This is a genomic window from Mesorhizobium sp. M1066 (genome assembly GCF_040318635.1).
Lineage (GTDB): Bacteria > Pseudomonadota > Alphaproteobacteria > Rhizobiales > Rhizobiaceae > Mesorhizobium.
The window spans coordinates 130,149-153,708 of sequence record NZ_JAMYMR010000011.1 but is presented as its reverse complement, the minus strand read 5'-3'; the positions used below and the strand labels follow the sequence as shown (position 1 = coordinate 153,708).

21 protein-coding genes are annotated in these 23,560 nt (G+C 63.2%); 17 read left to right on the top strand and 4 right to left on the bottom strand.

What is annotated here, in order from left to right; all coding sequences use genetic code 11:
- Nucleotides 1-6: 6 nt before the first annotated feature.
- The 16 genes from NKH52_RS17205 (at nucleotide 7) to derI (ending at nucleotide 18,250) form a co-directional block, all read left to right on the top strand.
- Nucleotides 7-795 carry an alpha/beta fold hydrolase gene (locus NKH52_RS17205; protein WP_352731573.1) on the top strand — a complete coding sequence of 263 codons (789 nt, stop codon included), beginning with the start codon at nucleotides 7-9 and terminating at the stop codon, nucleotides 793-795.
- Nucleotides 796-821: 26 nt separating this feature from the next.
- Entirely contained in the window at nucleotides 822-2,042 is a 1,221-nt protein-coding gene (locus NKH52_RS17200; protein WP_352731570.1) for an acyl-CoA dehydrogenase family protein, read from the top strand.
- 63 nt (nucleotides 2,043-2,105) lie between these two features.
- Nucleotides 2,106-2,654 carry a flavin reductase family protein gene (locus tag NKH52_RS17195; RefSeq protein ID WP_352731567.1) on the top strand — a complete coding sequence of 183 codons (549 nt, stop codon included), beginning with the start codon at nucleotides 2,106-2,108 and terminating at the stop codon, nucleotides 2,652-2,654.
- Nucleotides 2,655-3,037: 383 nt separating this feature from the next.
- Complete coding sequence (locus NKH52_RS17190; RefSeq protein ID WP_352731564.1) at nucleotides 3,038-4,573, top strand: FGGY-family carbohydrate kinase; 1,536 nt, start codon at nucleotides 3,038-3,040, stop codon at nucleotides 4,571-4,573.
- Entirely contained in the window at nucleotides 4,570-5,346 is a 777-nt protein-coding gene (locus NKH52_RS17185) for a DeoR/GlpR family DNA-binding transcription regulator (protein ID WP_352731561.1), read from the top strand. Before NKH52_RS17190 ends, NKH52_RS17185 begins: the two co-directional genes overlap by 4 nt.
- Nucleotides 5,347-5,396: 50 nt before the next feature.
- Nucleotides 5,397-7,055, top strand: coding sequence for a glycerol-3-phosphate dehydrogenase/oxidase (locus NKH52_RS17180; protein ID WP_352731558.1), 1,659 nt, complete (start codon nucleotides 5,397-5,399; stop codon nucleotides 7,053-7,055).
- 419 nt (nucleotides 7,056-7,474) lie between these two features.
- On the top strand, nucleotides 7,475-8,485 hold the full coding sequence (locus tag NKH52_RS17175) for a sugar-binding transcriptional regulator (protein WP_352731556.1): 1,011 nt from the start codon (nucleotides 7,475-7,477) through the stop codon (nucleotides 8,483-8,485).
- Between the two features lie 18 nt (nucleotides 8,486-8,503).
- Nucleotides 8,504-9,160: a DUF2291 family protein gene (locus tag NKH52_RS17170; RefSeq protein ID WP_352731554.1), complete on the top strand. Its 657-nt coding sequence runs from the start codon at nucleotides 8,504-8,506 to the stop codon at nucleotides 9,158-9,160.
- Nucleotides 9,157-10,698, top strand: a complete 1,542-nt coding sequence (locus NKH52_RS17165; protein WP_352731552.1) for a sugar ABC transporter ATP-binding protein — start codon at nucleotides 9,157-9,159, stop codon at nucleotides 10,696-10,698. Before NKH52_RS17170 ends, NKH52_RS17165 begins: the two co-directional genes overlap by 4 nt.
- Nucleotides 10,699-10,724: 26 nt before the next feature.
- The gene (locus tag NKH52_RS17160; RefSeq protein WP_352731550.1) at nucleotides 10,725-11,858 is read left to right on the top strand and encodes an ABC transporter permease; all 1,134 of its coding nucleotides are present in this window, start codon (nucleotides 10,725-10,727) and stop codon (nucleotides 11,856-11,858) included.
- Nucleotides 11,859-11,896: 38 nt separating this feature from the next.
- The gene (locus NKH52_RS17155; protein WP_013533072.1) at nucleotides 11,897-12,838 is read left to right on the top strand and encodes a D-ribose ABC transporter substrate-binding protein; all 942 of its coding nucleotides are present in this window, start codon (nucleotides 11,897-11,899) and stop codon (nucleotides 12,836-12,838) included.
- 95 nt (nucleotides 12,839-12,933) lie between these two features.
- On the top strand, nucleotides 12,934-14,493 hold the full coding sequence (locus NKH52_RS17150) for an FGGY-family carbohydrate kinase (protein ID WP_352731548.1): 1,560 nt from the start codon (nucleotides 12,934-12,936) through the stop codon (nucleotides 14,491-14,493).
- The gene (locus NKH52_RS17145) at nucleotides 14,490-16,007 is read left to right on the top strand and encodes a glycerol-3-phosphate dehydrogenase (protein WP_352731546.1); all 1,518 of its coding nucleotides are present in this window, start codon (nucleotides 14,490-14,492) and stop codon (nucleotides 16,005-16,007) included. Before NKH52_RS17150 ends, NKH52_RS17145 begins: the two co-directional genes overlap by 4 nt.
- The gene (locus NKH52_RS17140) at nucleotides 16,007-16,945 is read left to right on the top strand and encodes a sugar phosphate isomerase/epimerase family protein (RefSeq protein ID WP_352731544.1); all 939 of its coding nucleotides are present in this window, start codon (nucleotides 16,007-16,009) and stop codon (nucleotides 16,943-16,945) included. Before NKH52_RS17145 ends, NKH52_RS17140 begins: the two co-directional genes overlap by 1 nt.
- Nucleotides 16,946-17,011: 66 nt before the next feature.
- Complete coding sequence (locus NKH52_RS17135) at nucleotides 17,012-17,779, top strand: triose-phosphate isomerase (protein WP_352731542.1); 768 nt, start codon at nucleotides 17,012-17,014, stop codon at nucleotides 17,777-17,779.
- Between the two features lie 33 nt (nucleotides 17,780-17,812).
- Nucleotides 17,813-18,250 carry a D-erythrulose-4-phosphate isomerase gene (gene derI / locus NKH52_RS17130; protein ID WP_013533067.1) on the top strand — a complete coding sequence of 146 codons (438 nt, stop codon included), beginning with the start codon at nucleotides 17,813-17,815 and terminating at the stop codon, nucleotides 18,248-18,250.
- Between the two features lie 20 nt (nucleotides 18,251-18,270).
- On the opposite strand, the gene dhaL is transcribed toward derI, so the two are convergent.
- The 4 genes from dhaL to oiaX form a co-directional block, all read right to left on the bottom strand.
- Nucleotides 18,271-18,912, bottom strand: a complete 642-nt coding sequence (gene dhaL, locus NKH52_RS17125; protein WP_352731541.1) for a dihydroxyacetone kinase subunit DhaL — start codon at nucleotides 18,910-18,912, stop codon at nucleotides 18,271-18,273.
- A 27-nt stretch (nucleotides 18,913-18,939) separates the two neighbouring features.
- Nucleotides 18,940-19,947, bottom strand: a complete 1,008-nt coding sequence (locus tag NKH52_RS17120; RefSeq protein ID WP_023808902.1) for a dihydroxyacetone kinase subunit DhaK — start codon at nucleotides 19,945-19,947, stop codon at nucleotides 18,940-18,942.
- Between the two features lie 131 nt (nucleotides 19,948-20,078).
- Nucleotides 20,079-21,413, bottom strand: coding sequence for a four-carbon acid sugar kinase family protein (locus tag NKH52_RS17115; protein ID WP_352731539.1), 1,335 nt, complete (start codon nucleotides 21,411-21,413; stop codon nucleotides 20,079-20,081).
- A 4-nt stretch (nucleotides 21,414-21,417) separates the two neighbouring features.
- Nucleotides 21,418-22,668: a 3-oxo-isoapionate-4-phosphate decarboxylase OiaX gene (oiaX, locus tag NKH52_RS17110; protein ID WP_352731537.1), complete on the bottom strand. Its 1,251-nt coding sequence runs from the start codon at nucleotides 22,666-22,668 to the stop codon at nucleotides 21,418-21,420.
- A 178-nt stretch (nucleotides 22,669-22,846) separates the two neighbouring features.
- Here oiaX and NKH52_RS17105 point away from each other — a divergent pair, with 178 nt between their 5' ends.
- Complete coding sequence (locus NKH52_RS17105) at nucleotides 22,847-23,560, top strand: transcriptional regulator NanR (protein ID WP_352731535.1); 714 nt, start codon at nucleotides 22,847-22,849, stop codon at nucleotides 23,558-23,560.

The window sequence follows — 23,560 nt, the reverse complement described above, 5'->3', positions numbered from 1 at the left end:
AATAAAATGGCCGTTCAATTCGAAACGCTCAAATGCGATGTCGCTGGCACCAAAACGGTGGTGAAGGCCATCGGTAGAGGCAAGCCCGTGCTGTTCCTGCACGGTGCCTCGACGCTTGAAGGTTTCGGCTTCGCGGAGGGCCTCGCCGACCGCTTCCGCGTGCTCTGCCCGAGCCATCCGGGCTTCGGCTTTTCTGGCCCGGCGCCGCATGTCGCTGCGATGTCCGACATGGTTCTGCACTACCTGAACCTGCTCGATGTTCTGAACCTGCCGGAGAAGCCTCATCTCATCGGCTTTTCCATGGGCGGCTGGATGGCGACGGAGCTCGCCGGCCTTGCGCGCGAGCGTTTCGACAAGGTGGTGCTGATCGCGCCGGCAGGGCTCAACGACCCCGCGCATCCGGCCACCGATCTCGGCGCGGTCGCGCCGCAGGAGCTGCCGGCCTATCTGGCACACGATGTCTCGGTGGCGCTGCGCTATTTCCCGGACGGCTCGGACCCCGCCTTTGCCGAGGCCTTCGGCGCCGATCGCGTCCGCGAAGGCGAGACGCTCGGCCGGCTGCTGGCGCCGTTCGGCATGGGCCATCCGAACCTGCGGCGCTTTCTGGCGCGCATCGCCAATCCGACGCTGGTCGTCTGGGGCACCAGGGACCGTCTGCTGCCGGCTGGCCAGGCGCCGCTCTTCGTCGACGCGCTGCCCGATGCACGCCTGATCCTGGTCGAGGATGCCGGCCATTTCGTCATGCAGGAGAAACCCGAAACACTCAGGAAGATCGGCGATTTCCTCGCCGGCTGACCGCATTTGAAAAGGAGGAGAAGACAATGAACAAACCCATCAAGCACGGCTCGTGGGGGACGACCACCGACTATCGCGACTTGCTCAGCAAGATCGCGGAGATCGGGCCGGCCCTGGAAGCCAACGCCACCACCGATGAGGAGAATGGCGAACTGACTGCGGCCACGTTCGAGCTGCTGAAGCCGCTGCGCATGTCGCATATCTTCGCCGCGGAGAGCCTCGGCGGTGCGCAGCTGCGACCCACCCAGGGTCTCGAACTGCTGGCGGCGATCACCTGGCACTCTGGGGCGGCTGGTTGGGTTTCCATGGTGCATTGCTGCATCGGTGCGATGTCGGCTGCCTTTCTGCCGGACAGCGCAGTCGAGCGGCTTTTCGCGCCGGGCACCGAAAACCGGTTCTCAGGGCAGGGCGCGCCGCTCGGTATGCTGAAGAAAGTCGATGGCGGCTACCGGCTGAATGGCAAGTGGAGCTATGGCAGCGGCTTCAGCCACGCCACCTACAGCCACAGTGCCGCCTTTGTCGATGACGGCACCGGCAAGCCCGCCAAGGACGAGAAGGGCAACTTGATCATCATGTGCGCCCATGCCCCGATCTCTCAGCACAAGCAGCTCGGCAATTGGGACGTTCTGGGCCTCGGTGGCACCGGCAGCATCGACTATGCGGCCGAGGACGTCTTCATCGCCGACGATCTCGTTTTCCCGATCCTGACCGCACCGCCGCTGCGCCAGAAGGAGTTCTTCAGTCTCGGTGTCGTCGGCCTCGCCGCCATCGGGCATACCGGTTGGGCTCTCGGCACCGGGCGGCGGATGCTGGACGAGATCGCCAAATTCGCCCGCAGCAAATCGGGTCGCGCCGGCCTGATCGGCGAGAGCGAGAAGTTCTGGCACGACTATGGCCGCGCCGAAGCCCGCTATCGCGCTGCCCGCGCCTTTGTCTTCGAAGTCTGGCGCGACATCGAGGCGACGGTCGAAGCTGGCAACAGCGTATCGACGCGACAGATCAGCCTTGTCCATCTGGCTAAATCCGAGATTCACGAGGTTGGCGTGGATATCTGCAATTTCGCCTACCGCGCCGGCGGCGGCGCGTCGCTGCGCGCCGGCGTGATCCAGCGCACCTTCCGCGAGATGATGGTTGCGGCCAACCATTTCACGATCGCGCCGTCGATCGTCACCTCGGCCGGTCGCGACATCGGCGGCCTGTGGAGCGATCGCACCTGGCAGTTCTACGACCTGATCGAGAAGAAGTAGTCCGCAAGGGCCGGACGACGGACGCCGTCCGGCCCTTATTCACGCTGCAGAAGAGAGACGTCGATGAGCTTCCCGCATCCGATGACCAACGCCTTCCGCGAGGCCTTTCGCCACCATCCGGCCGGTGTTGCCGTGATCACGGCCGATCCCGGCGACAGGCCGGTGGCGATGACCGTATCCTCGCTGATCTCGGTAAGTGCCGCGCCGCCGGTCGTCGCTTTCTCGCTGTCCATGAAATCGACTTCGTCCGAGCCCATGCTGCGGGCCGAGACCATGGTGATCCACCTGCTGCGCTTCACTGATATCGACCTGGCGCAGCTCTGCGCCTCGAGCGGCGCGGAACGCTTCCCGCCGGGAGGCGCCTGGGCGCGGCTGCCCACGGGCGAACCGCGCTATACCGGCGTTTCGACCTGGTTCCGCGCCCGTCGGCTCGGCGTTCTGCCGATCGAGGGCGCGACGCTGGTCGCGGCCGAACTCCTTGACGGCGAGGTGCAGCCGGACGAGGTCCCCCCGGAGGCGCATTCGCTGGTCTATCTCGACCGTCGCTGGCATCGCCTGCACAAGGAACTGGACGGGGTGGCTGAGCTTCTTGAGTCGTCGCGTTTTCTCTGAACGGCGCCGAAGCGCGGGTTGTCCGGTCGTTGCGCACGGAACTCTCAAAGCCAGTCGAAGCGCGTTCGGCGTCAGTCGTCCGTGCTATCTGGCTCCCAGCGCGGGGTTGAGGGCTATCCGGAGTTGGGCACTAGCCGGAACTTCGTCCGCATCGGATACGGTACGAGGGGGCAATCTTTGTCGCAGATGACGTCAGATATTTCCGCAAAATATCTCACGTATTGACGTTAACTTAACATGCTATTATGGTCTTTTTACCGCGTCGGATGCGTCGCTTTTGTATCACCGTTGCTCGTTGATTGTCGTCATGTCTGTCATCCCTATCCCAACCTGCAGGTTTGCCTTGCAGCGCCCTTCACCAGTTGCTGAAAGCGGCGGCGCCCATGCCCAGTTTGCTCGGAATCGATAACGGTCTCACGGTCACCAAGGCGGTGATCTTTGATGCCGATGGCACGCAGTTGTCGGTGGCGCGTCGGCGGGTTCCGCAATCGATGCCCCATGCGCGCTGGGTGGAGCGCGACATGACCGGCCTCTGGCAAGCCACCGCCGATGCAATCAAGGAGGCGATCGCGCTGTGTGGCCGGCCCGCCAACGATATCAAGGCGGTGGCGGCGACCGCACACGGCGATGGTCTCTATTTGCTCGACAAGGATCGCCGGCCGCTAGGCCCCGGTATCCTGTCGCTTGACAGCCGCGCCGGCGAGATTGTCGAACAATGGTCGGCGGACGGGGTCTTCCAAAATGCGTTGGCGCGCACCGGACAGGCGCCGCACGTTTCGGCTCCGTCGGCGCTGCTGGCCTGGATCAAGAAGAACCAACCCGACCGCTATGGGCGCATCCGGCATATACTGGCCTGCAAGGACTGGCTGCGCTTTTGCCTGTCGGGCACGATCGGCACCGACCGTACCGAGGCCAGCACCTCATTCACGGATTTCCGCACGCAAACCTTCGCGCCGGAAGCGATGCGCATCTTCGGACTGGACGATCTGTTTGACGCGCTGCCGCCGGTGGCGCATTCGGCTGAAATCGTCGGTCACGTTACCGCCGAGGCGGCGGAAATGACCGGCCTGGCCAAGGGAACTCCAGTCGCGTGCGGACTGCATGACGTGACCGCCTCCGCACTTGGCATGGGCGGCCATGAGGAGGGCGTGCTTGCCATTGTCGCCGGGACCTATTCCATCAACGAAGTGGTCTCTTCGCAACCGCGCGTCGATCCGCGTTGGCTCTGTCGCAACGCCATCGACGCCGGCCGCTGGAACAACATGGCGATCTCGCCGGCCTCGACCGCGAACTACGATTGGTTTCTCGACACATTCTGCCGCTCGGAACAGGAGAGGGCATCGGTCGGTGGTGGCTCGATCCACGAGTTTCTGGCAGGCGAGATCGACGCGGCGCTGAAGAACAGGTCGACCATCCTGTTTCATCCCTATCTGTTCGGCTCCCCCTTTGGCGATGTCGCCAGCGGCAGCTTTGTCGGCCTTCATGGCTGGCACAATCGCGGCGATATGCTCAAGGCGGTTCTGGAGGGCATTGCTTTCAATCATCGTACCCATGTCGAAGCCTTGCGCGACGGCTTTGCCATAAGCGAAATCCGCCTGACGGGCGGCGGCTCGCGCAATCCGGCCTTCGTCCAGATGTTTGCCGATGTGCTGAACGCCCCGGTCATCGTTACCTCGACCGACGAGGCTGCGGCGTTTGGCGCTGCGCTTTGCGCGGGTGCCGCGGTTGGCATCTTCGCGGCGCCGCAAGAAGGCGCCAGGCAAGTCGGCATGACCGCGCGCCAATACGAGCCGGTGCCGGCCTCGAGTGCTGTGTTCAACGAGCGCTTTTCCCTCTATGGCCGCATAGCCGCTGCGCTCGAACCGCATTGGCCTGACATCGAGAAGCTGGCGCGGCCAGACACTGGGGGAAGCGCATGATCAAGGCCGACGAACGACGCGAAGAGATCGCCGATTATGTGATCAAGCTCGGCCAGGTGCGCATCGACGATCTCGTCGAGCATTTCGGCGTGTCGCGCATGACCATCCACCGGCACATCGACCGGCTGGCGCAGCAGGGCGTGTTGCGCAAGCTGCACGGTGCGGTGACGGTTCAGCCTTCCGGCCTCTACGAAAGCGCCTTCCGCTACCGGGTGACGGTCAACCGGGCCGAAAAGGATGCGCTGGCGCGGGCAGCCCTCGACTATGTCGAAGCCGGCCAGGTGGTGATGCTGGACGATTCCTCGACGGCAAACGCCGTCGCTACACTGCTGCTCGACGTCAAGCCGCTGACCGTCATCACAAATTCCGTGGCGACGGCTTCCATGCTGACCCATGTCGACGAACTCGACTTCATCTGTCTCGGCGGCCGGTACCACAACACCTACAACGCCTATATCGGCATCGTCTGCGAGAACGCCGTGGCGCAGCTGCGCGCCAATGTGCTGATCTGTTCGGCTTCGGCCATCACCGGAACCACGGCCTTCATCCAGGATCCCAATGTCGTGCGGGTCAAGCAGGCGATGATGGCGGCATCGGTGAAACGCATCCTCCTCGTCGATCACGCCAAGTTCGATCGGATCGCGTTGCACCTCTTCGACGATCTGACCAGCTTCGACGTCGTACTGGCGACCGAAGGCCTGGGCGATGCGCGAGCGCAGGCCCTCGAACGGGCCGGCGTGAATCTGCGCATCGTCAAGACGAAAGCGTCATGAACTCAAACGAACGATCACCTACGGCAATCCCTATCGGGCGCTTAGCCGCCATGTCCCGGACAGGCGAGGTCGACGTCGTCATTCTCGGCGCGGGGATCAATGGGGCAGGGCTGTTTCGCGAGCTGTGCGCGCAAGGCGTCAGCTGCCTGATCGTTGACAAGAGCGATTTCGGCTCCGGCACGAGTGCTGCGCCATCGCGGCTCATTCATGGCGGTCTGAAATATCTCGAAACCGGCGAGTTCAGGCTGGTGGCGCAGTCGACGCTCGAACGCAATTTGCTTTTGAAAAACGCGCCGCACTATGTCAGCCCGCTGCCGACGGTCATCCCGATCTTCTCCTGGAGCAAGGGCATGCTGGCGGCGCTGCGGACGCTGTTCGGCTCGACCAGCGCGCCGCGCAGCCGTGGCGCCGTCCTGATCAAGATCGGCCTGATGATCTATGATTTCTATGGCTCGCGAAACCAGGTCATGCCGCGTCACCGCATGGTCGGGCGGCGCCAGGCGCTCAGTGAGATGCCGGCGCTCACCCCCTCGATCGTCGCTACCGGCACCTACTACGACGCCAAGATAAGCCACCCCGAAAGGCTGGTGCTCGAATTGATCCTCGATGGGCTGCAGGCAAATACGGCCTCGGCCAGCGCGAACTACACGGCGCTGGCGAAGTCCGCCGATGGCGTGCTGACCTTCCAGCCGAAAAACGGCGCGGCCTTTTCGGTGCGGCCGAAGCTGGTGGTCAATGCCGCCGGTCCATGGATCGACGATGTCAACGATTTGCTAGGCGCGCCGTCGAAGATGATCGGCGGTACCAAGGGCTCGCACATCCTGCTGAAGCATGACGAGCTGGTCAAAAGCCTTGCCGGGCGCATGCTCTATTTCGAGGCCGATGACGGCCGCATCTGCCTTGTCTACGACTATCTCGGCCTGGCGCTGGTCGGCTCTACCGACATCAAGGCCGACAATCCCGACGCGGTACGCTGCGAGCCTGACGAAGTGGAGTACCTGCTCGACAGCGTACGCACGCTGCTGCCGGGGATGGCGTTCGAACGCGACCAGATCGTCTATGCCTATAGCGGCATCCGGCCGCTGCCGGCCTCGGATGCATCGGTGCCCGGCTTGATCAGCCGTGACCACTCGGCGCCAGTCGCCGAGCCGGATGGGAACAGACCTTTCGCAGTCATCTCGCTGATCGGCGGCAAGTGGACGACCTTTCGCGGCTTCGCCGAGGAAGTCGCCGACACCGTGCTCGGCCGCCTGCAGCGCAGCCGCAAGGTGACAACGCAGGCCATGCCGATCGGCGGCGGCAGGGATTTCCCGGTCGATGCCGCAGCGCGAGCCAGTTGGCTGGCTCTGGCTCACTCGGAAACGGGCGCTGGAGAGCGGCGTCTCGAGGCGCTGCTGTCGCGATATGGCACCAGAGCCACGCAGATCGCCACGCATAGGTCGGGTGATGAGGGTCGGCTGCCGGATTCAGAAAGCTACAGTCGATCGGAAATCGACTACATCGTCCGCAACGAGTTCGTCGAACATCTGGCCGATATCGTCATGCGCCGCAGCACCCTGGCGATATCAGGGTCGCTGACGGGCCGGGATCTGCAGGAGATTGCGAGGATTGCCGGACGGGCGCTGGGCTGGAGCGCCGGGCGCCTCGCAGAGGAAGTTGAGGCCGCCGCCCTGGAACTCGAGGACCGGAACCTGATGCGGCTGGACTGATCACTCCGTCGCCGGTGTTCCCAAGGCAATCCGATCGGTTTGCCATGGATGCGCCGCATTCCGAAAATGGTCCAACTCACAGGCTGATTGGGATTTTCTCATGGGCGAATATTATTCGTTTAAACAAATAGTTGATTGCTAAATGGATGGCGACGAGCTGCGCAGTTCTGCTGGGGTCGGCAGGATATAACACAGATTGACGTTAAATTAACATCGCAGTATGATCGGGTGACATGCGGACCTCCTAATAGGGCCGACGTTGCCTGCCGAAACGTTGGCAGACCGGCGTTCGGGAAGGGCGAGACCTGTGAATTCCCCGTATGTGCACGCGCCAAATCCGGCGAGGGATTGACAGCGATGCAGGGATGTGAAAATTTTTGCACACAAAGATAATAATATCATCTCAGGGAGGAGATGGCTTGAAATCCGGCGGAGCCGCTAACCGCGATCATGAGTCCAGCCTCGCCACCCGCGCGGCCTGGCTTCACTATGCCGGGGGTCTGACGCAGGCCCAGGTGGCCAAGCGGCTCGGCCTGACCAGCCTCAAGGCGCATCGGCTCATCACCCGGGCCACCCAGGATGGCCTTGTCAGGGTCATCATCGACGGCGATGTCGGCGAATGCATCGACCTCGAGCAGCAGCTGATCAATGCTTACGGGCTGGATTACTGCGAGGTCGTTCCTGATCTCGATCAGGACGAGCTGCCGCTGAAGGCCCTTGGCATCGCCGGCGCTCAGTTTCTGAAGCGGGAGATCGATCGCGGCGAGGACATGCTGATCGGCGTCGGCCATGGCCGTACCCTTGCCGCAAGCGTCGAGTATCTGACGCGCACCGCCGCTGCCCATATCCGTTTCGTCTCGCTGCTTGGCGGCGTGACGCGCAAATTCGCGGCCAACCCGCACGATGTCATGCATCGGCTGGCCGAGCGGACCGGCGCGCAGGCCTATGTGATGCCGGTGCCTTTCGTCGCCAACACCGCCGAGGACCGTGACGTGCTGCTTGGCCAACGCGGCATCAGCGATGTCTTCGACCTCGCAAGCCGGTCCGACCTGATGTTCGTCGGCATAGGGACTGCCGAGCGGGAAGCTTCGCTAGTCGCTACCGGCATGATCGAACATTCCGAAATCGATGAGGTCAAACGCGATGGCGGCGTCGGCGAGCTGCTCGCCCACTTCTTCGACGACAAGGGACGCCCGGTGGAAACGGCGCTGTCGGACAGAATCCTGGCGCTTCCGCGGGACCAGTTGAAGGGCCGTCGGATCGTCGCCGTCGCCGGAGGCAAGGTAAAGGTGCGGGCGATCAGGGCTGCACTCGAAAGCCGTTATCTGAGCGGCCTGATCACCGACGAAAGCACCGCCCGTGCGCTTGTCGGACAGAACCAATCCAATGGTCCGAAGCGCCATGTGAACGGAGGATCCTCAAATGCGTGACAACGGAGCGGTTGCGTCATGAGCGCGAAGGCTGCCACCGCATCGACCAGGCCGGTTTCGACCAACCTGCGCCGGGCACTTGCCGGCGCCGCGATTGTCGTCCTGCTCGGCGCCATGGCGCTTGACACCAAGGTGGTCAGGATTGGATCCGCCGGCGATGTCCGCAGCGCCGTCTTCTCCGCCGCCGACTACGGCAAATCGGAATTCCCCAAGGTGCAAGCCGATGTCGAGGCGCGTGCCGCCGACGCGGTGACGGTGGCGACGGCGATCGCCAAGGACAGGGCGACGGCCGAAAAGGAATACGGCGTGCCCGCGGGTGTCGGGCCGGTCATCTCGGTCAAGTTCACCGGCGTCGTCGGCGAGGGAAAATCGGGCATCTACAAGGTCGCCGTCGAAGGTTTGCCCGACACGCTGATGATCCGCGTCCAGACCGGGCCGGCGATCAACGGCACGGAGCTGCGCGACGCCACCGGCAAGATCACATTCGGCCAGTTCACCAACCAGATCGAATACCAGGACGCCGGCTCGGCGCTGAACAACGAGATGAAGAAGGAAGTCCTGGCCAAGGTCGATGCGAGCACCTTGACCGGCAAGACCATATCGGTGGTCGGCGCATTCAAGCTGGTCAACCCGAAGAGCTGGCTGGTCACTCCCGTGAGGCTCGACGTCAAATGAACCCGGCTGCCGACATCGGACCCGCGAATGGCGACGCCGTGCTTTCGGCGCGCAACATCGTCATGTCGTATGGCGGGGTTCATGCGCTCAAGGGCGTCAATTTCGACATCCATCGTGGCAAGGTCACGACGCTGTTCGGCGAGAACGGCGCCGGCAAGTCGACGCTGATGAAGATCCTCTCCGGCGTGGTCACGCCGACATCCGGCGACATCGTGCTCGACGGCAATCTCGTCAGTTTTTCCTCATCCTCGGACGCACGCGATCGCGGCATCTCGATCATCCACCAGGAACTCAGCCTGGCGCCGAACCTCAGCGTTCGCGACAACATCTTCATGGGGCGCGAACTGCGCACCAGGACCGGCCTCGACTTCGCCGAGGAGTCGCGCCAGGCGCGCGCTCTGATGGCTGATCTCGAAGAGGACATCGATCCGATGATCCTGGTCGAGGATTTGCGCCTTGGGCAACAGCAGATCGTCGAGATCGCGCGGGCGCTGTCGGTCGATTCCCGGATACTGATCATGGACGAACCGACCTCGGCGCTCAGCGCGACAGAGGTGGAGGTGCTGTTCAAGGTGATCCGCGACCTGACCAGCCGCGGTGTCTCCATCGTCTACATTTCACATCACCTCGAAGAGGCGCTGCAGATCACCGACTACGCGGTTGTCCTGCGCGACGGGGCGATAACGGCGACGGCTGAAGCCAGAAACATCGACCTCGAGTGGATCGTCCGCAACATGGTCGGCGAGAACTTCGATCTCGGCTCGCCGCCGACCGGCCATGCGTTCGGTGAGGTCGCCCTGTCGATCGAGGATGTCGGCGTCGTCGACACTTCGGGCTCGGGCTATTCCGTCGTCGACCACCTGTCGCTGGATGTCCGGGCAGGCGAGATCGTCTGCATCTATGGGCTGATGGGCGCCGGGCGCACGGAATTGCTGGAAGCCGTCGCCGGACGGGCGCCGATGGCGGGCGGCCGCGCGCTTCTGGAAGGCGAGGACGTTTCGGGACTGAGCATTGCCCAGCGCATCTCCAGAGGTCTTGTGCTGGTCCCCGAGGACCGCCAGCGCGACGGGCTGGTGCAGACGATGACCGTCGGCCGCAATCTCTCGCTGGCCAGCATCGAGGCGTTCGCCAAGGGGCTGTTTCTGTCCCGTTCCAAGGAGCGTGGGCTGGTCGAGGATTCGATCCGCAAGGTGACCATAAAGACCGCAGGCGGCAATGCCATGATCGGATCGCTGTCGGGCGGCAATCAGCAAAAGGTCGTCATCGGCAAGATGCTGACGACCAACCCAAAAGTCATCCTTCTCGACGAACCGAGCCGTGGCATCGATGTCGGCGCCAAGGCCGAGGTCTTCCGCTTGCTGAGCGAACGCGCCGCGCAAGGGCTTGCGGTCGTCTTCTCGACCTCTGAGGTCAACGAATGCCTCAGCATTGCCCACCGCATCGTCGTCATGCGGCGTGGCAGGATTTCAGCTGAATTCGGCGCCAACGCCACCAAAGAGCAGATCATGGCCGCCTCTGGCGAAGCCGTGGTCGCCTGATCACCAGAATTTCGGAGCCCAGACCAATGACCGACGTCAGCCAGGCCAGAAAACAGTCCAGTCCAAGCGCGGGCGGCGAAGGCTTCGATCTCGCCAAGCTGCTGCTCGAGGGTCGCGCTTTCTTTGCCCTGATCGTCATCATCGTCGTGTTCTCGATCCTGTCGCCCTACTACCTCTCGGTGGCGAACTTCCTGACCATGGCTTCGCATGTCGCCATCTTCGGAATCCTCGCGATCGGCATGCTGCTCGTCATCCTCAATGGCGGCATCGATCTGTCTGTTGGGTCGACGCTGGGTTTGGCCGGCGTCGTTGCCGGTTTCCTGATGCAAGGGGTGACGCTGACCTGGCTTGGTGTCGTTCTCTATCCGCCGGTCTGGGTGGTCGCGGTGCTGGCTTGCATGCTCGGCGCCGTCGTCGGGCTGATCAACGGCGTGCTCATCGCGCGCTTCAAGGTTCCAGCCTTCGTGGCGACGCTCGGCGTCATGTACATGGCGCGCGGCCTTGCGCTGCTGATGACCAGCGGCCTGACCTACAACAATCTCGGCGGCAAGCCGGAGCTGGGAAACACCGGCTTCGATGCGCTTGGCTTCAACCGCCTGTTCGGCGTGCCGACCGGCGTGGTGGTTCTCGTGGTCATCGCGCTCATCGGCAGCATCGTCTTGAACCGCACCGCCTTCGGGCGCTGGCTTTACGCATCGGGCGGCAATGAGCGCGCGGCGGAACTGTCCGGCGTTCCGGTCAAGACCGTGCAGATTTCCGTCTATGTGCTGTCGGGCATCTGCGCCGCCATTGCCGGCCTTATCCTGTCCTCGCAGCTGACGTCGGCGGGACCGACCGCCGGCACCACCTACGAACTGACGGCCATCGCGGCCGTCGTCATCGGCGGCGCGGCGCTGACCGGCGGGCGCGGCAATATCCGCGGAACCCTGCTCGGGGCCTTCGTCATCGGCTTCCTGTCCGATGGTCTGGTGATCATCGGCATCTCATCCTACTGGCAGACAGTATTCACGGGCGCCGTCATCGTGCTCGCCGTGCTGCTCAATGCCGTTCAGTATCGCCGCCGCAGCAAGCTCCCAAGCGCGACAGGTGGCCAACCGACTTCTCAGAAACGGGGGAAGGCCGAAGCGGCCAATCCTGCCCAAGGGAAGACTGCCAGATGAACTGGCAGCAACACCGCGTAGTCATTGGAGGAATGTACATGAAAACCATGCTTAAGAGCTTGCTCGCCGCCGCGATGGTCGTCGGGTTTACGGCGGCCGCGTCGGCCGCGGGCCTGATCTCGATCATCGTCAATGATCCGGCCAACCCCTACTGGCTGACCGAGGGCAACGTCGCCAAGGCCGAAGCCGAGAAGCTCGGCTATACGGCCAATGTCGGCGCCCACAAGGGCGATACCAATACCGAAAGCAACTTGATCGACACCGCCATCACCAACAAGTCGGTGGCGATCATCCTCGATCCGGCCAACGCTGACGGCTCTGTCGGTGCGGTGAAGAAGGCGATTGCAGCCAACATCCCGGTGTTCCTCGTCAATGCCGAGATCAACCAAGAAGGCCTCGCCAAGGGTCAGCTCGTTTCCAACAACGCGCAGGGTGCTGCTCTCGGTGCCCAGCAGTGGGTGCAGGCCGTCGGCGAAAAGGGCAAATATGTCGAACTGCTCGGCGCCCCGTCTGACAACAACGCCGCTACGCGCTCGAACGGATACGCGACTGTGCTGAGCCAGTACCCGGATCTCGAAAAGGCTGCTTCGCAGGTCGCCAATTGGGATCGTACCCAGGGCCACGACAAGATGCAGAGCATGCTGCAGGCCAATCCCGACATCATCGCCGTGATCAGCGGCAATGACGAGATGGCTCTCGGCGCGGTTGCCGCGCTGAAGGAAGCCGGCAAGCTCGCCGGCATCAAGGTCGGCGGCTTCGACGGTTCCCCGGACGCGGTTGCGGCGATCAAGTCCGGCGAATTGCAGTACACCGTGCTGCAGCCGGTCGCCATCTTCTCGGCCAAAGCCGTGCAGCAGGCGGACTCGTTCATCAAGACGGGCGCCACCGGTGCGGCGACCGAGAAGCAGCTGTTCGATTGCCTTCTCATCACCAAGGACAATGTCGACAAGTACACCGCACCCTTCGTGCTGTCTGAGTAATACCTGTACAGGGGGTGTTTCGCGGACACCCCCTGCCTCTTCTACGAAATGACTGCCCTCGTGAACTGCCTTCGCAACCAACCGGAATTTGCGGCATGAAAGACCTGCTGATCGGCATCGACGCGGGAACGTCGGTAATCAAATCGATCGCTTTCGACCTGTCCGGGCGGCAGCTCGCCATGACGTCGGTGCCCAACAGCTTCGTCACGCTGGAAGGCGGCGGCGCCGAGCAGGACCTCGACCAGACCTGGCGCGACATGGCGCGGACCGTTCGGGATCTCGCGGCCAGGGTTCCCGACCTCGTGCAACGAACCGCAGCGGTGGCCATCACCGGGCAGGGCGACGGAACCTGGCTGATCGATGGCGACGGCTTGCCTGTCTCGCGCGCCTGGCTGTGGCTTGATGCCCGAGCTGGACATCTGGTGGACGAGATGCGCGCCGATCCCCGGGATCGCAGGCGGTTCGAGCTGACCGGCACGGGGCTGAATTCCTGCCAGCAAGGCGCCCAGCTTGCCTTCATGAAAAAGAACCATCCCGACATGCTGGAGCGGGCGGCGGCCGCACTGCATTGCAAGGATTGGCTCTACTTCAAGATGACGGGCGAACGCGCCACGGATCCCTCCGAGGGAACCTTCACCTTCGGCGATTTTCGGTCGCGCAGCTATTCCGACGAAGCCCTCGACATCCTGGATCTGACGACGCATCGCCACCTGTTGCCTCCCATGCTCGAAGGTACCACCGACCATCATCCGCTGTCGCGATCGGCGGCGGCAGAGACTGGCCTGCTCGAAGGCACGCCGGTGGTGCTGGGTTACGTCGATATGGTCATGACGGCGCTCGGAGCCGGCCTCTATGATCCCTCGGGCAATGTCGGCTGCACGGTCATCGGCTCGACCGGCATACACACACGCTTTGCCGCCACTCCCGACGATGTCGTGCTGAACGACGATGGCTCCGGCTACACGATCGCCATGCCTATTCCAGGCGCCTTTGCACAATTGCAATCCAACATGGCGGCGACGCTCAACATAGACTGGGTGCTTGGCCTTGCGCGCGACGTGCTCGCGACGGCTGGCGGCAAGCCTTCTCATGACGAGTTGCTGAAGGCCCTCGACGCTTGGGTGGAAGCATCGGAGCCTGGTTCGCTGATCTACCAGCCCTACATATCGCTGGCCGGTGAAAGAGGACCGTTCGTCGATCCTGACGCACGCGCGGGTTTTATCGGCCTTTCGGTCAAGCACGGCTTTGGCAATCTGGCACGTGCCGTCCTCGAAGGGTTGGCCTTCGCGGCGCGTGATTGCTACCAGGCGATGGGCGCCGTGCCGAGCGAGATCCGCCTGTCGGGCGGCGCCGCGCGCAGTCCGTCCCTACGCCGCATCATCGCGGCGGCGACCCGGGCGCAGGTGCGCACCAGCAGCCGCCAGGAGGCAGGTGCTGCGGGTGCCGCGATGATGGCCGCGGTCGGGCTCGGCGTCTATGGCTCGATGGAAGACTGCGCCGCCGAGTGGGTGACACCGCTTCTCGGCGACTGCGATGCCTATGACGAGGCGCTTTCGCAAACCTACGATGCGCTCTTCCCTTCCTTCGTTGCGGCGCGCCAGGCGCTTCGACCGGTGTGGAAGGGCATGGCGCACCGCACAGGAGCAAGATCTTGAGCAACACAACAGATGTCGTCGATCTCTTCGTGATCGGCGGCGGCGTCAATGGAGCCGGCATAGCACGTGATGCTGCAGGTCGCGGGCTGTCCGTCATCCTGTGCGAAAAGGACGATCTCGCGCAAGGCACGAGCTCGCGCTCCGGCAAGCTGGTGCATGGCGGCCTGCGCTACCTCGAATATTATGAATTCCGGCTGGTTCGCGAAGCACTGATCGAACGCGAGGTGCTGCTCGAGGCGGCGCCGCACATCATCTGGCCGATGCGCTTCGTTCTTCCGCACAGCCCGCAAGACAGGCCGGCATGGCTGGTCCGGCTCGGGCTGTTTCTCTACGACCACCTTGGCGGCCGTAAACGCCTGCCGGGGACACGAACACTGAACCTCAGGACTGCGCCGGAAGGCGCGCCGATCAAGGACGAATTCAAGCGCGGTTTCGAATATTCCGACTGCTGGGTCGACGATGCGCGCCTGGTGCTGCTCAACGCCCTGGATGCCAGGCAGCGCGGTGCCAGAGTGCTCACGCGCACCGCCTGTGTCGCGGCCCGCCGCGAAAACGGACTGTGGTCGATCGACATGCAGGATGGTCGCACGGGTGCTCTGACGAAAGTCCGCGCGCGGGCGCTGGTCAACGCGGCCGGGCCCTGGGTCAACGACATTGTCAGCCGCGTCGCCGGGCAGAACTCCACGCGCAATGTTCGGCTTGTAAAAGGCAGCCATATCGTCGTGCCCAAATTCTGGGAGGGGCGGCAGGCCTATCTCATCCAGAACAACGACAAGCGAGTGATCTTCGTCAACCCCTACGAGAACGATCTGGCGCTGATCGGCACGACCGACATTCCCTACGAAGGCAGGCCCGAGGAAGTGGTCGCCGAGGCAAGCGAAGTCGATTACCTGATCAAGGTGGTCAATCGCTATTTCAAGCGGCAGCTGACGTCACAGGACGTGGTCCATAGTTTCTCAGGCGTGCGTCCGCTCTATGATGACAATGCCGACAATCCAAGCGCGGTGACGCGCGACTATATTTTCGAACTCGACGCCTCCAATGGCAACGCGCCGCTGCTGTCGGTGTTCGGCGGCAAGATCACCACATTCCGCAAGCTGTCGGAACACGCGCTGGAAAAGATCCAGCCGTTTTTTTCGACGATGAAGAAAGCCTGGACGGCCAAAATTCCCTTGCCGGGAGGCGACCTGCCCAATGCGGACTTCGAGCAGTTCCTGAGCGATCTGCATTCCGAGTTTTCATGGCTCAGCCCGTCGCTGGTGAAGCACTACGCTCGAAGCTACGGCACCCGTGCCAGGCAATTGCTCGCCGGCGCACAGCGCGAGGCGGATCTCGGCCGCCGCTTCGGTCCCGATTTGTATGAGCGGGAGGCAAGGTTCCTGGCCGAGACCGAATGGGCCGGCACATCAGCCGATATTCTGGAACGCCGCACCAAACATGGCCTGCATCTCGATGCGGCCGAGCGGAAAGCATTCGAAGACTGGTTCGATAACATCATGGCGACGGCAGACTGATGGCCTTCACGCTTTCCCTCAACACCAATCCGCTGGTCAATCGCTTCGCCGATCCAGACGATCTGATCGACGCGATTGCCTATGGCATCGGAATCCGCGACGTGCAGCTGACGCATGAATTCGTCAATCCGGGCTGGCCGGCGGCAACGATCGCCAAATTCCTGCGCCTGTTCAACAGCGCGCTTTCGCGGACCGGCGTCAGGATCACCTCCGGCATGACAGGACCCTATGGCCGGCTCAACCATTTCGGCCACCCGGATGCGGATGTCCGGCGCTATTATGTCGACTGGTTCAAGACCTTCGCCGACATTTCCGCCGAACTCGGCGCATCGGGAATGGGCACGCAGTTCGCCATCTTCACCTACAAGGATTTTGACGATCCGCAACGGCGGGCGGCACTGCTGGACATCGCGCTCGAATGCTGGCGCGAGGTGGCCGAGCACGCCAAGGCGGCGGGTCTGACATACCTGTTCTGGGAACCGATGTCGGTCGGCCGCGAGTTCGGCCACACGATCGAAAGCTGCGTCACGCTTCAAAGCGCTATCGATGCGGCGAAGCTGCCCATACCGATGCATATGATGGTCGACATCGACCATGGCGACGTCACTTCGCCCAACCCTGCCGACAGCGATCCCTATGCCTGGGCGAAAGCGTTTCCCTTGCAATCGCCGATCATCCACATCAAGCAGTCGTCGATGAATAAGGGCGGGCACTGGCCGTTCACGGCCGCCTACAACAAGGATGGCCGCATAGTGCCGCAGAAGTTGCTGGACGCGGTTAGGCAGGGCGGTGGAACCGACAATGAAATTTGCCTTGAACTTTCCTTCAGGGAGAGGGAACCAGTCGACCATCAGGTTATCGAGATGATCCGCGAGTCGGTGGATTTCTGGGCGCCTTACATCGACAGTGGCCGCGACAGTCTCAAGCCTCGGGCTTGAGTGGAATGCCGGCTAGACGCCGGCACTGATGGTGGCCAGGAAAAACACGCGTTGAAGGAGAAAAGAATGACCCCATATTGGGTCGGCACGAGCTGGAAGATGAACAAGACGCTTGCCGAGGCGCTGCAGTTCGCCGATGCGTTGGCGGCCTTCGTGCCTGACTTCGATCAGGCGATACAGCCTTTCGTCATTCCGCCGTTCACCGCCGCGCGCCAGGTCAAAGCGGCGCTGGCCAACACCCGCGTAAAAGTCGGCGCGCAGAACATGCATTGGGCCGACGCCGGCGCCTGGACTGGGGAGGTTTCGCCAGTGATGTTGAAAGATTGTGGGTTGGATCTGATCGAACTCGGCCATAGCGAGCGTCGCGAGCATTTCGGCGAGACGGATGCGACTGTGGGACTGAAAACGGCGGCCGCTGTCAGGCACGGTTTCGTGCCGCTGATTTGCGTCGGCGAGACGCTGGCTGAGCGTGAATCAGGCCGCGCCGAGGCGGTGTTGACGGCACAGGTTCTCGGCGCGCTGCAAGAGCTGAGCGGCGATCAATTGAAGGCTGAAATCCTCTTTGCCTACGAGCCCGTCTGGGCGATCGGCGAGAAGGGTATTCCCGCCAGCGCCGACTATGCCGACAGGCAGCAGGCGCTGATCAAGCAGGTTGCCGCCGACCGGCTGCCGGCTGCCCCGCCTGTGCTTTACGGCGGCAGCGTCAATCCCGGCAACGCGGCCGAACTCATCGGCCAGCCGCATATCGATGGCCTGTTCATCGGCCGCTCGGCGTGGCAAGCGGAAGGCTATATCGACATTCTGAAAAAGGCGTCGGCCGCCATCGCGCGCTGACCGCTAAAAGACCAAGCAAAGGAGCTCATCATCATGAAGATCGCACTCGGAGCCGACAGCGCCGGCAAGCCGTTGCTCGACGTCATCGCCAAGCATCTCGCCACCAAGCCGGAACTGCAGGTCGTCGACCTAAGCCAGGCCGGATTCTACGCCGATATCGCCGCCTCGGTCGGCCACGAAATTCTCGACGGCAATTACGACCGGGCCATCCTGTTTTGCGGCACCGGCATCGGCGTCAGCATCTCCGCCAACAAGGTCCCGGGCATTCGCGCCGCATTGACCCACGACACCTATTCCGCTGAGCGCGCCGCCAAGTCCAATAACGCCCAGATCATCACCATGGGCGCCCGCGTCATCGGTCCCGAACTGGCGAAATCGATCGCCGACGCATGGTTGGCCTCGGAGTTCGATCCGAATGGCCCCTCCGCCACAAACGTGCAGGCCATCGACAAGCTCGACGCCAAGCGCTGACGCGAGGGCCTGCTGCTGAGTTAACTGGTCAAGGCGACCCGCATCGCCTCGATCACGGTCACGGCGGAGGCGGCGCCCGGGTCCATGTGGCCAAGCGAGCGTTCGCCGAGGCGCGATGCCCGGCCCTTCGTGGCGACCATCGACTTGGTCGCCTCCGCGCCGGCGTTTGCCGCTTGTGCAGCAGCTTCGAGACTGCGCGCCAGATCCTTGCCGGAGGTCAGCGCTTCGCCCGCCGCCTGTGCAGCCGGCGCCCATGCATCGATCATCGTCTTTTCGCCTGGCTCGGCCTTGCCGCGATCCTGAATGCCTTTGGCCATCGCCTGGAACAGAGTGACCACGTCCGCGTCGTCGAGCGTCGTCTTGCCCTTGACGGCTGCCGCGGCGCGCATGAACGCGGTCGCATAGAGCGGACCGGAGGAGGCGCCAACCGCATTCAGGAACGACTTTGCCGCCGTGTTCAGCAAGGTGGTCGGATCAGTGGCCTCGGTGTCCAGTGCGGCGACTGCATCGCGTGCCGCGGAAGATCCAAGCTCCATCGCGATGCCGTGGTCGGCGTCGCCGATAACTCCGTCAAGCGCGCATAGTCGGTCCCTGTCGGCCGACATGGCGGTTGCGATCGCCGCGAACATCGCGACAAGGCGGGCGGTGTCGATTGTCGTCATGTCTTAGTCCTTGCCACAGAAGTGGGTTTAGCCGGCGCGAAACATGGCGCAGTCGCAGGGGTGGTCCAGCATCGTCTGCAACTCGCCGTCCAGCCGATGCAGAGTGATCGAGGCCCCGGCCATTTCGAGCGAGGTGCAGTAATTGCCGACCCAGCTTGCGTGTATGGACACACCGATCTCATCGAGCCTCTGCTTCACGCGCCGGTTCATGATGTAGAGTTCCATCAGCGGCGTCGAGCCCAGCGAATTGACGAGCACCGCGACCTTGTCGCCGCGCGCCGGCGCCATCTCGTCGAGAATCCTGTCCAGCATCTCGTCGGTGATCTCGTCGGCTGTTTTCAACTTTTCGCGCGCGATGCCGGGCTCGCCGTGGATGCCCATGCCGATCTCCATCTCGTCCGGGCCGATCTCGAAATTCGGCCGGCGGGTCTGCGGCAGCGAACAGGGCGACAGCGCCACGCCCATGGTGAAGGTATGGTCGTTGGCCTTGCCGGCGACGCGCTCGCATTCGTCGAAGGACAACATCCGGTCGCAGGCGGCGCCGGCCGCCTTGAAGATGAAGAAATTGCCGGCGACGCCGCGCCTCTTGTGCCGCTGGTCGCGCGGTGCCGAGGCGACGTCGTCGGTGCTCAGCACCGTGCGCACCTCGATGTCGTCCATGGCGGCCATCTCGGCCGCCATGTCGAAATTCATCACGTCGCCGGCATAATTGCCGTACATGAAGAGCACGCCGGCGCCGCCGCTGACTGCCTTGGCGCATTCGAGGATCGGGTCCGGCGGCGGCGAGGCAAAGACATTGCCGATGGCCGCAGCGTCAGCCAATCCCTTGCCGACAAAGCCGAGAAAGCTCGGCTCGTGGCCCGAACCGCCGCCAATCACGAGGCCCACCTTGCCCTGGCGCGGTCCGTCGCGGGCGATGATGGAGCGTGGACTGCCGTCCACGCTTTTGAGATGGCGGGGATGCGCTGCCAGGATGCCTTCCAGCATCTCGTCGACGGCGCGGTTGCCATCGTTGATGATCTTCTTGGTCTGCACCCGGCATCCTCCCGATTTCGGCATTTTCGCAGATAATACCGGGTGTTACCGGGATTTCCACCCGGCAAGGCGCATTTCGCGTGTTGAAGTGCTCTCGCACAGCGGCTCCTGAAATCCAGGTGTCGGCTGGTTCAAGTGCCGAGGCCGTCGCGGATGGCTGAGAAATAGCGATCGGTTCCGACCTGGCCGCCCTTGAGCGCGACTTCCAAGCCGTCGATCGCCTTGACGCGCGAGTGGGCAACGCAGAGCGGCGAGCCAGGCGAAGCGGGCAGCGGCATGCGGATTGTCAGGGCAACGACACCCATTTCGCCGAGTGCATGGCTCGACGTGTCGCCGCCGGCAATGACCACGCGCCGCAAATTCTGTTCGATCGTCAGGCTGCGAAGGATTTCTCCAAGGCCGCGGCCAAGCCTGTGGCGGGCGCCTTCCTGCCGGTCGATTTCGGCGCCCCTGTCGGCATCGGGGCCAAGCGCGGTGTAGAGGATGACGCTGCGCCCGGCTTGCAGACTGGCACGGCCGCTTGCCGTTGCGCGCGCGATCGCCTGCTGCGAAGCCTCCGAAACCAGCTCGACCGGATCGACCTCGATGCCGTCGAAACCGTCGGTCAGGGCATGCCGGATCTGCCGCTCGGTGGTCGGCGAACAACTGCCCGACACGACGGCTATCCGCTCGGCAGCGCCCGGCGGCGTGAAACCTTGTCCAGCGCCGACAATGTCATTCGATGCCCATTCGGCCAGCAATGCATATTCAACCCCGGACGAGCCGACGACAAAAGAACCGCCGGGCTTGCGAACGCGCCACAGCTCCTTGCCGGCCAGAGCCTGCGTTTCCAGATTGTCGACATCGAGAAGCACGATGGCGGTGCCGTTTCCGGTCAGCCGATCGAACGCCGCCGACCGCGACGCGGACTGCAGCGTCGTAAGGTCGACCAGTCCGGAGTTCAGCGCCGTCTGCCGCGACAGATGGATCAGCAGGTCCGACTCATCCATCGGCGTCGTCGGGTGGCGGCTCATCACCGGGTGGCGGTCGATGCGGAAATATTGGTCGCGATAGGCGGCGAACAGGTGCCCAAAGGCGGTGTAGCGCTTGAGCTGCGGCGCGCCGACCAGCAGCGGCACGCTGGCTTGCTCGAACACCGAGCGGCCGATCTCGATGGCCCGGCCGATGCTGCCGATCGTCGGGCTGGAATCGAATGTCGAGCAGACCTTGTAGTGGCAGATCTCGGCGTTGAGCGTCTTCAGCCAGCCGAAGGCTTCGCGCAGATGCGTGTCCATCCATTGCGGCGTCTCGCTGCGGCTGGTGCCGGCCAGGCCGATCGCCCGGCACTGCGCAAATCGCGCAAGCAAGGCGTCGTCCGGCTGGCGCATGAACAGCACGGTCGACACACCGCCGAGCTCAAGCGCCTCCATGACATCGGTCGAGCCGGTCAGGTCGTCGCCATAATAGCTGAGAAGCAGGTCCTGCATGGCTTCAGGCCGCTTTGCCGTCGCCGAATTTTTCGATCGACCGCGCCAGTTCAGGGTGGTTCAGGGCGAAGTCGGCAAGCGGAATGCCGTCGACCGCCGCCTGCCAGGCTTGCTGCACGGCACGCACGCCGGCGCCCGGCCCGTCCGGATGGCTGACGATGCCGCCGCCGCAGAGATAGAGAAGATCGACCGTCCGCCCTGTCCGCGCGTATGTCTCAGGTGCCTGGCCGCCCCACTGGCCGGAGCCCGCCACCGGCAAGGCGCAGTCCTCGGGTGAAAAGATCGGTGTTGTCACCGCCTTGAACGACTCGACGAAAGAGTCATCCGGTTCCCAGTATTTCGAGGCGATGCCGTTGATCTGGAACTGGTCGACGCCGAGCAGTCGCCAGAACTGCTGCCAGACCTTGAAGTCCATGCCGAGACCAGGGTGACGGGTGAGGATGTCCCAACCGTTGCGATGGGCGTGCAGCACCAGGCTGGAACGTTTTCTCAGGGACGCCATGCCACTGAGTCCGATCGAATTGATGTTGACAACAGCGCAGTTGCCGCCGGCCTTCGCCACCAGATCGTGGTTGCGCATCAACTCGTCCGGGTCGGCATGCGAAATGCCGAAGGCATACATGACCTTCTTGCCGGTCTTCTGCTCGTGGTCGAGGATCAGCGGCATGATTGCCTTCACCCGTTCCGACAGAGGCGAATAGGCGGGGCTCATCAGCTTTTCATCATCCTTGATGAAATCGACGCCGGCGGCGATCAGTTCCGCCACCATTGCCGCCGTCTCGTGCGGCCGTAGGCCGAGCGCCGGCTTGACGATCGTGCCGATGATCGGGCGGTCCGTCACACTGGTCAGCCGGCGGCTGCCGGCAACACCGAACTGTGGGCCGGGATGCGCACCGCGAAAGTCCTCTGGCAGCTTCATGTCGACGACGCGGATGCCTGTGAGGCCCTTGATCGAATAGGTGCCACCGATGGCAATTGTCATCAGCGCCGAAAGGTCGGTGCCGATGGCGTCGAACGGAAAGGCGATGTCGACGTCGGCACGCTTGAACGGCCCGTTGCCGGCGTCGGGCAGCGACGGCCGCTCGGCGTCGGGCAGAGGCCGGATCGCAAGGACGCGCGCCGCCACCCGGGCCTTCAGCTCCTCGGTCTCGCCAGGCAGAGCAACGAAAGTGCCGGTCGACTGGTCGCTGGCTATCTTGGCCGCCAGCGCTTCGATGCTTCCAGGCGTTTCGATGCGATAGGTAAGGGTGATCATGGTCTGGCCGAGGCGTTCGAAAAAGGTTCACCGGTGCTCTAAATCTGGTATAATGAGTACATAAGTATTGCAAGGGCATATCCGGCTGGAAGTTTTAAGGCAGGTCGACAGACGGCAATTTCCGGGAAATGTGGCGGCAGTGTTAGATAGGGCCGGGTCAAGGGAGTGATTCGCGACGATGAACCGTTCGGAACCGATTGTCCGGCGCAAGCTTTCCGACGAGGTCTTCGTGCGGCTGAAGCGCCTGATCACCAGCGGCGAATTGATGCCGGGCGACGACATGCCGTCGGAGCGCGAACTGATGGAGCGCTTCGAGGTCGGCAGACCCGCGATCCGCGAGGCGATGCAGGCGTTGAGCAATATGGGCCTCGTCGCGATCTCGCATGGCGAACGCGCCAAGGTGCTGCAGCTGACCGCCAAGTCGATCATCAAACAGGTCGATGGCGCCGCCAAGATCATCCTGTCGTCATCGAAAGACACGCTGGAGCACCTGAAGACCGCGCGCATCTTTTTCGAGCGCGGCATGGTCAGGGAAGCCGCCGAAAAGGCCACCGCCGAGGATGTGCAGCGGCTGCGGGCCACCATTGCCGAACAGCGCGGCCTCCGTGGCGACTCCGAGGCCTTCATTTCCGCCGATATGAAATTCCATACCCAGATCGCCGCGATCTCCGGCAACCCGATCTATGTCGCCGTCAGTGAGGCGATGCTGGGCTGGCTGAAAGAATACCACACCGAAATGCTGATCTGGACCGGCAAGGAAAGCTTCACGCTGACCGAGCATGAAGAGATCATCGGCCGCATCGAGAAGAAGGATGCCGACGGCGCCGAGAAGGCGATGATCAAGCATCTCGAGCGCTCGCGCGCGCTCTACGTGATGAATTCCGAAAAGTAA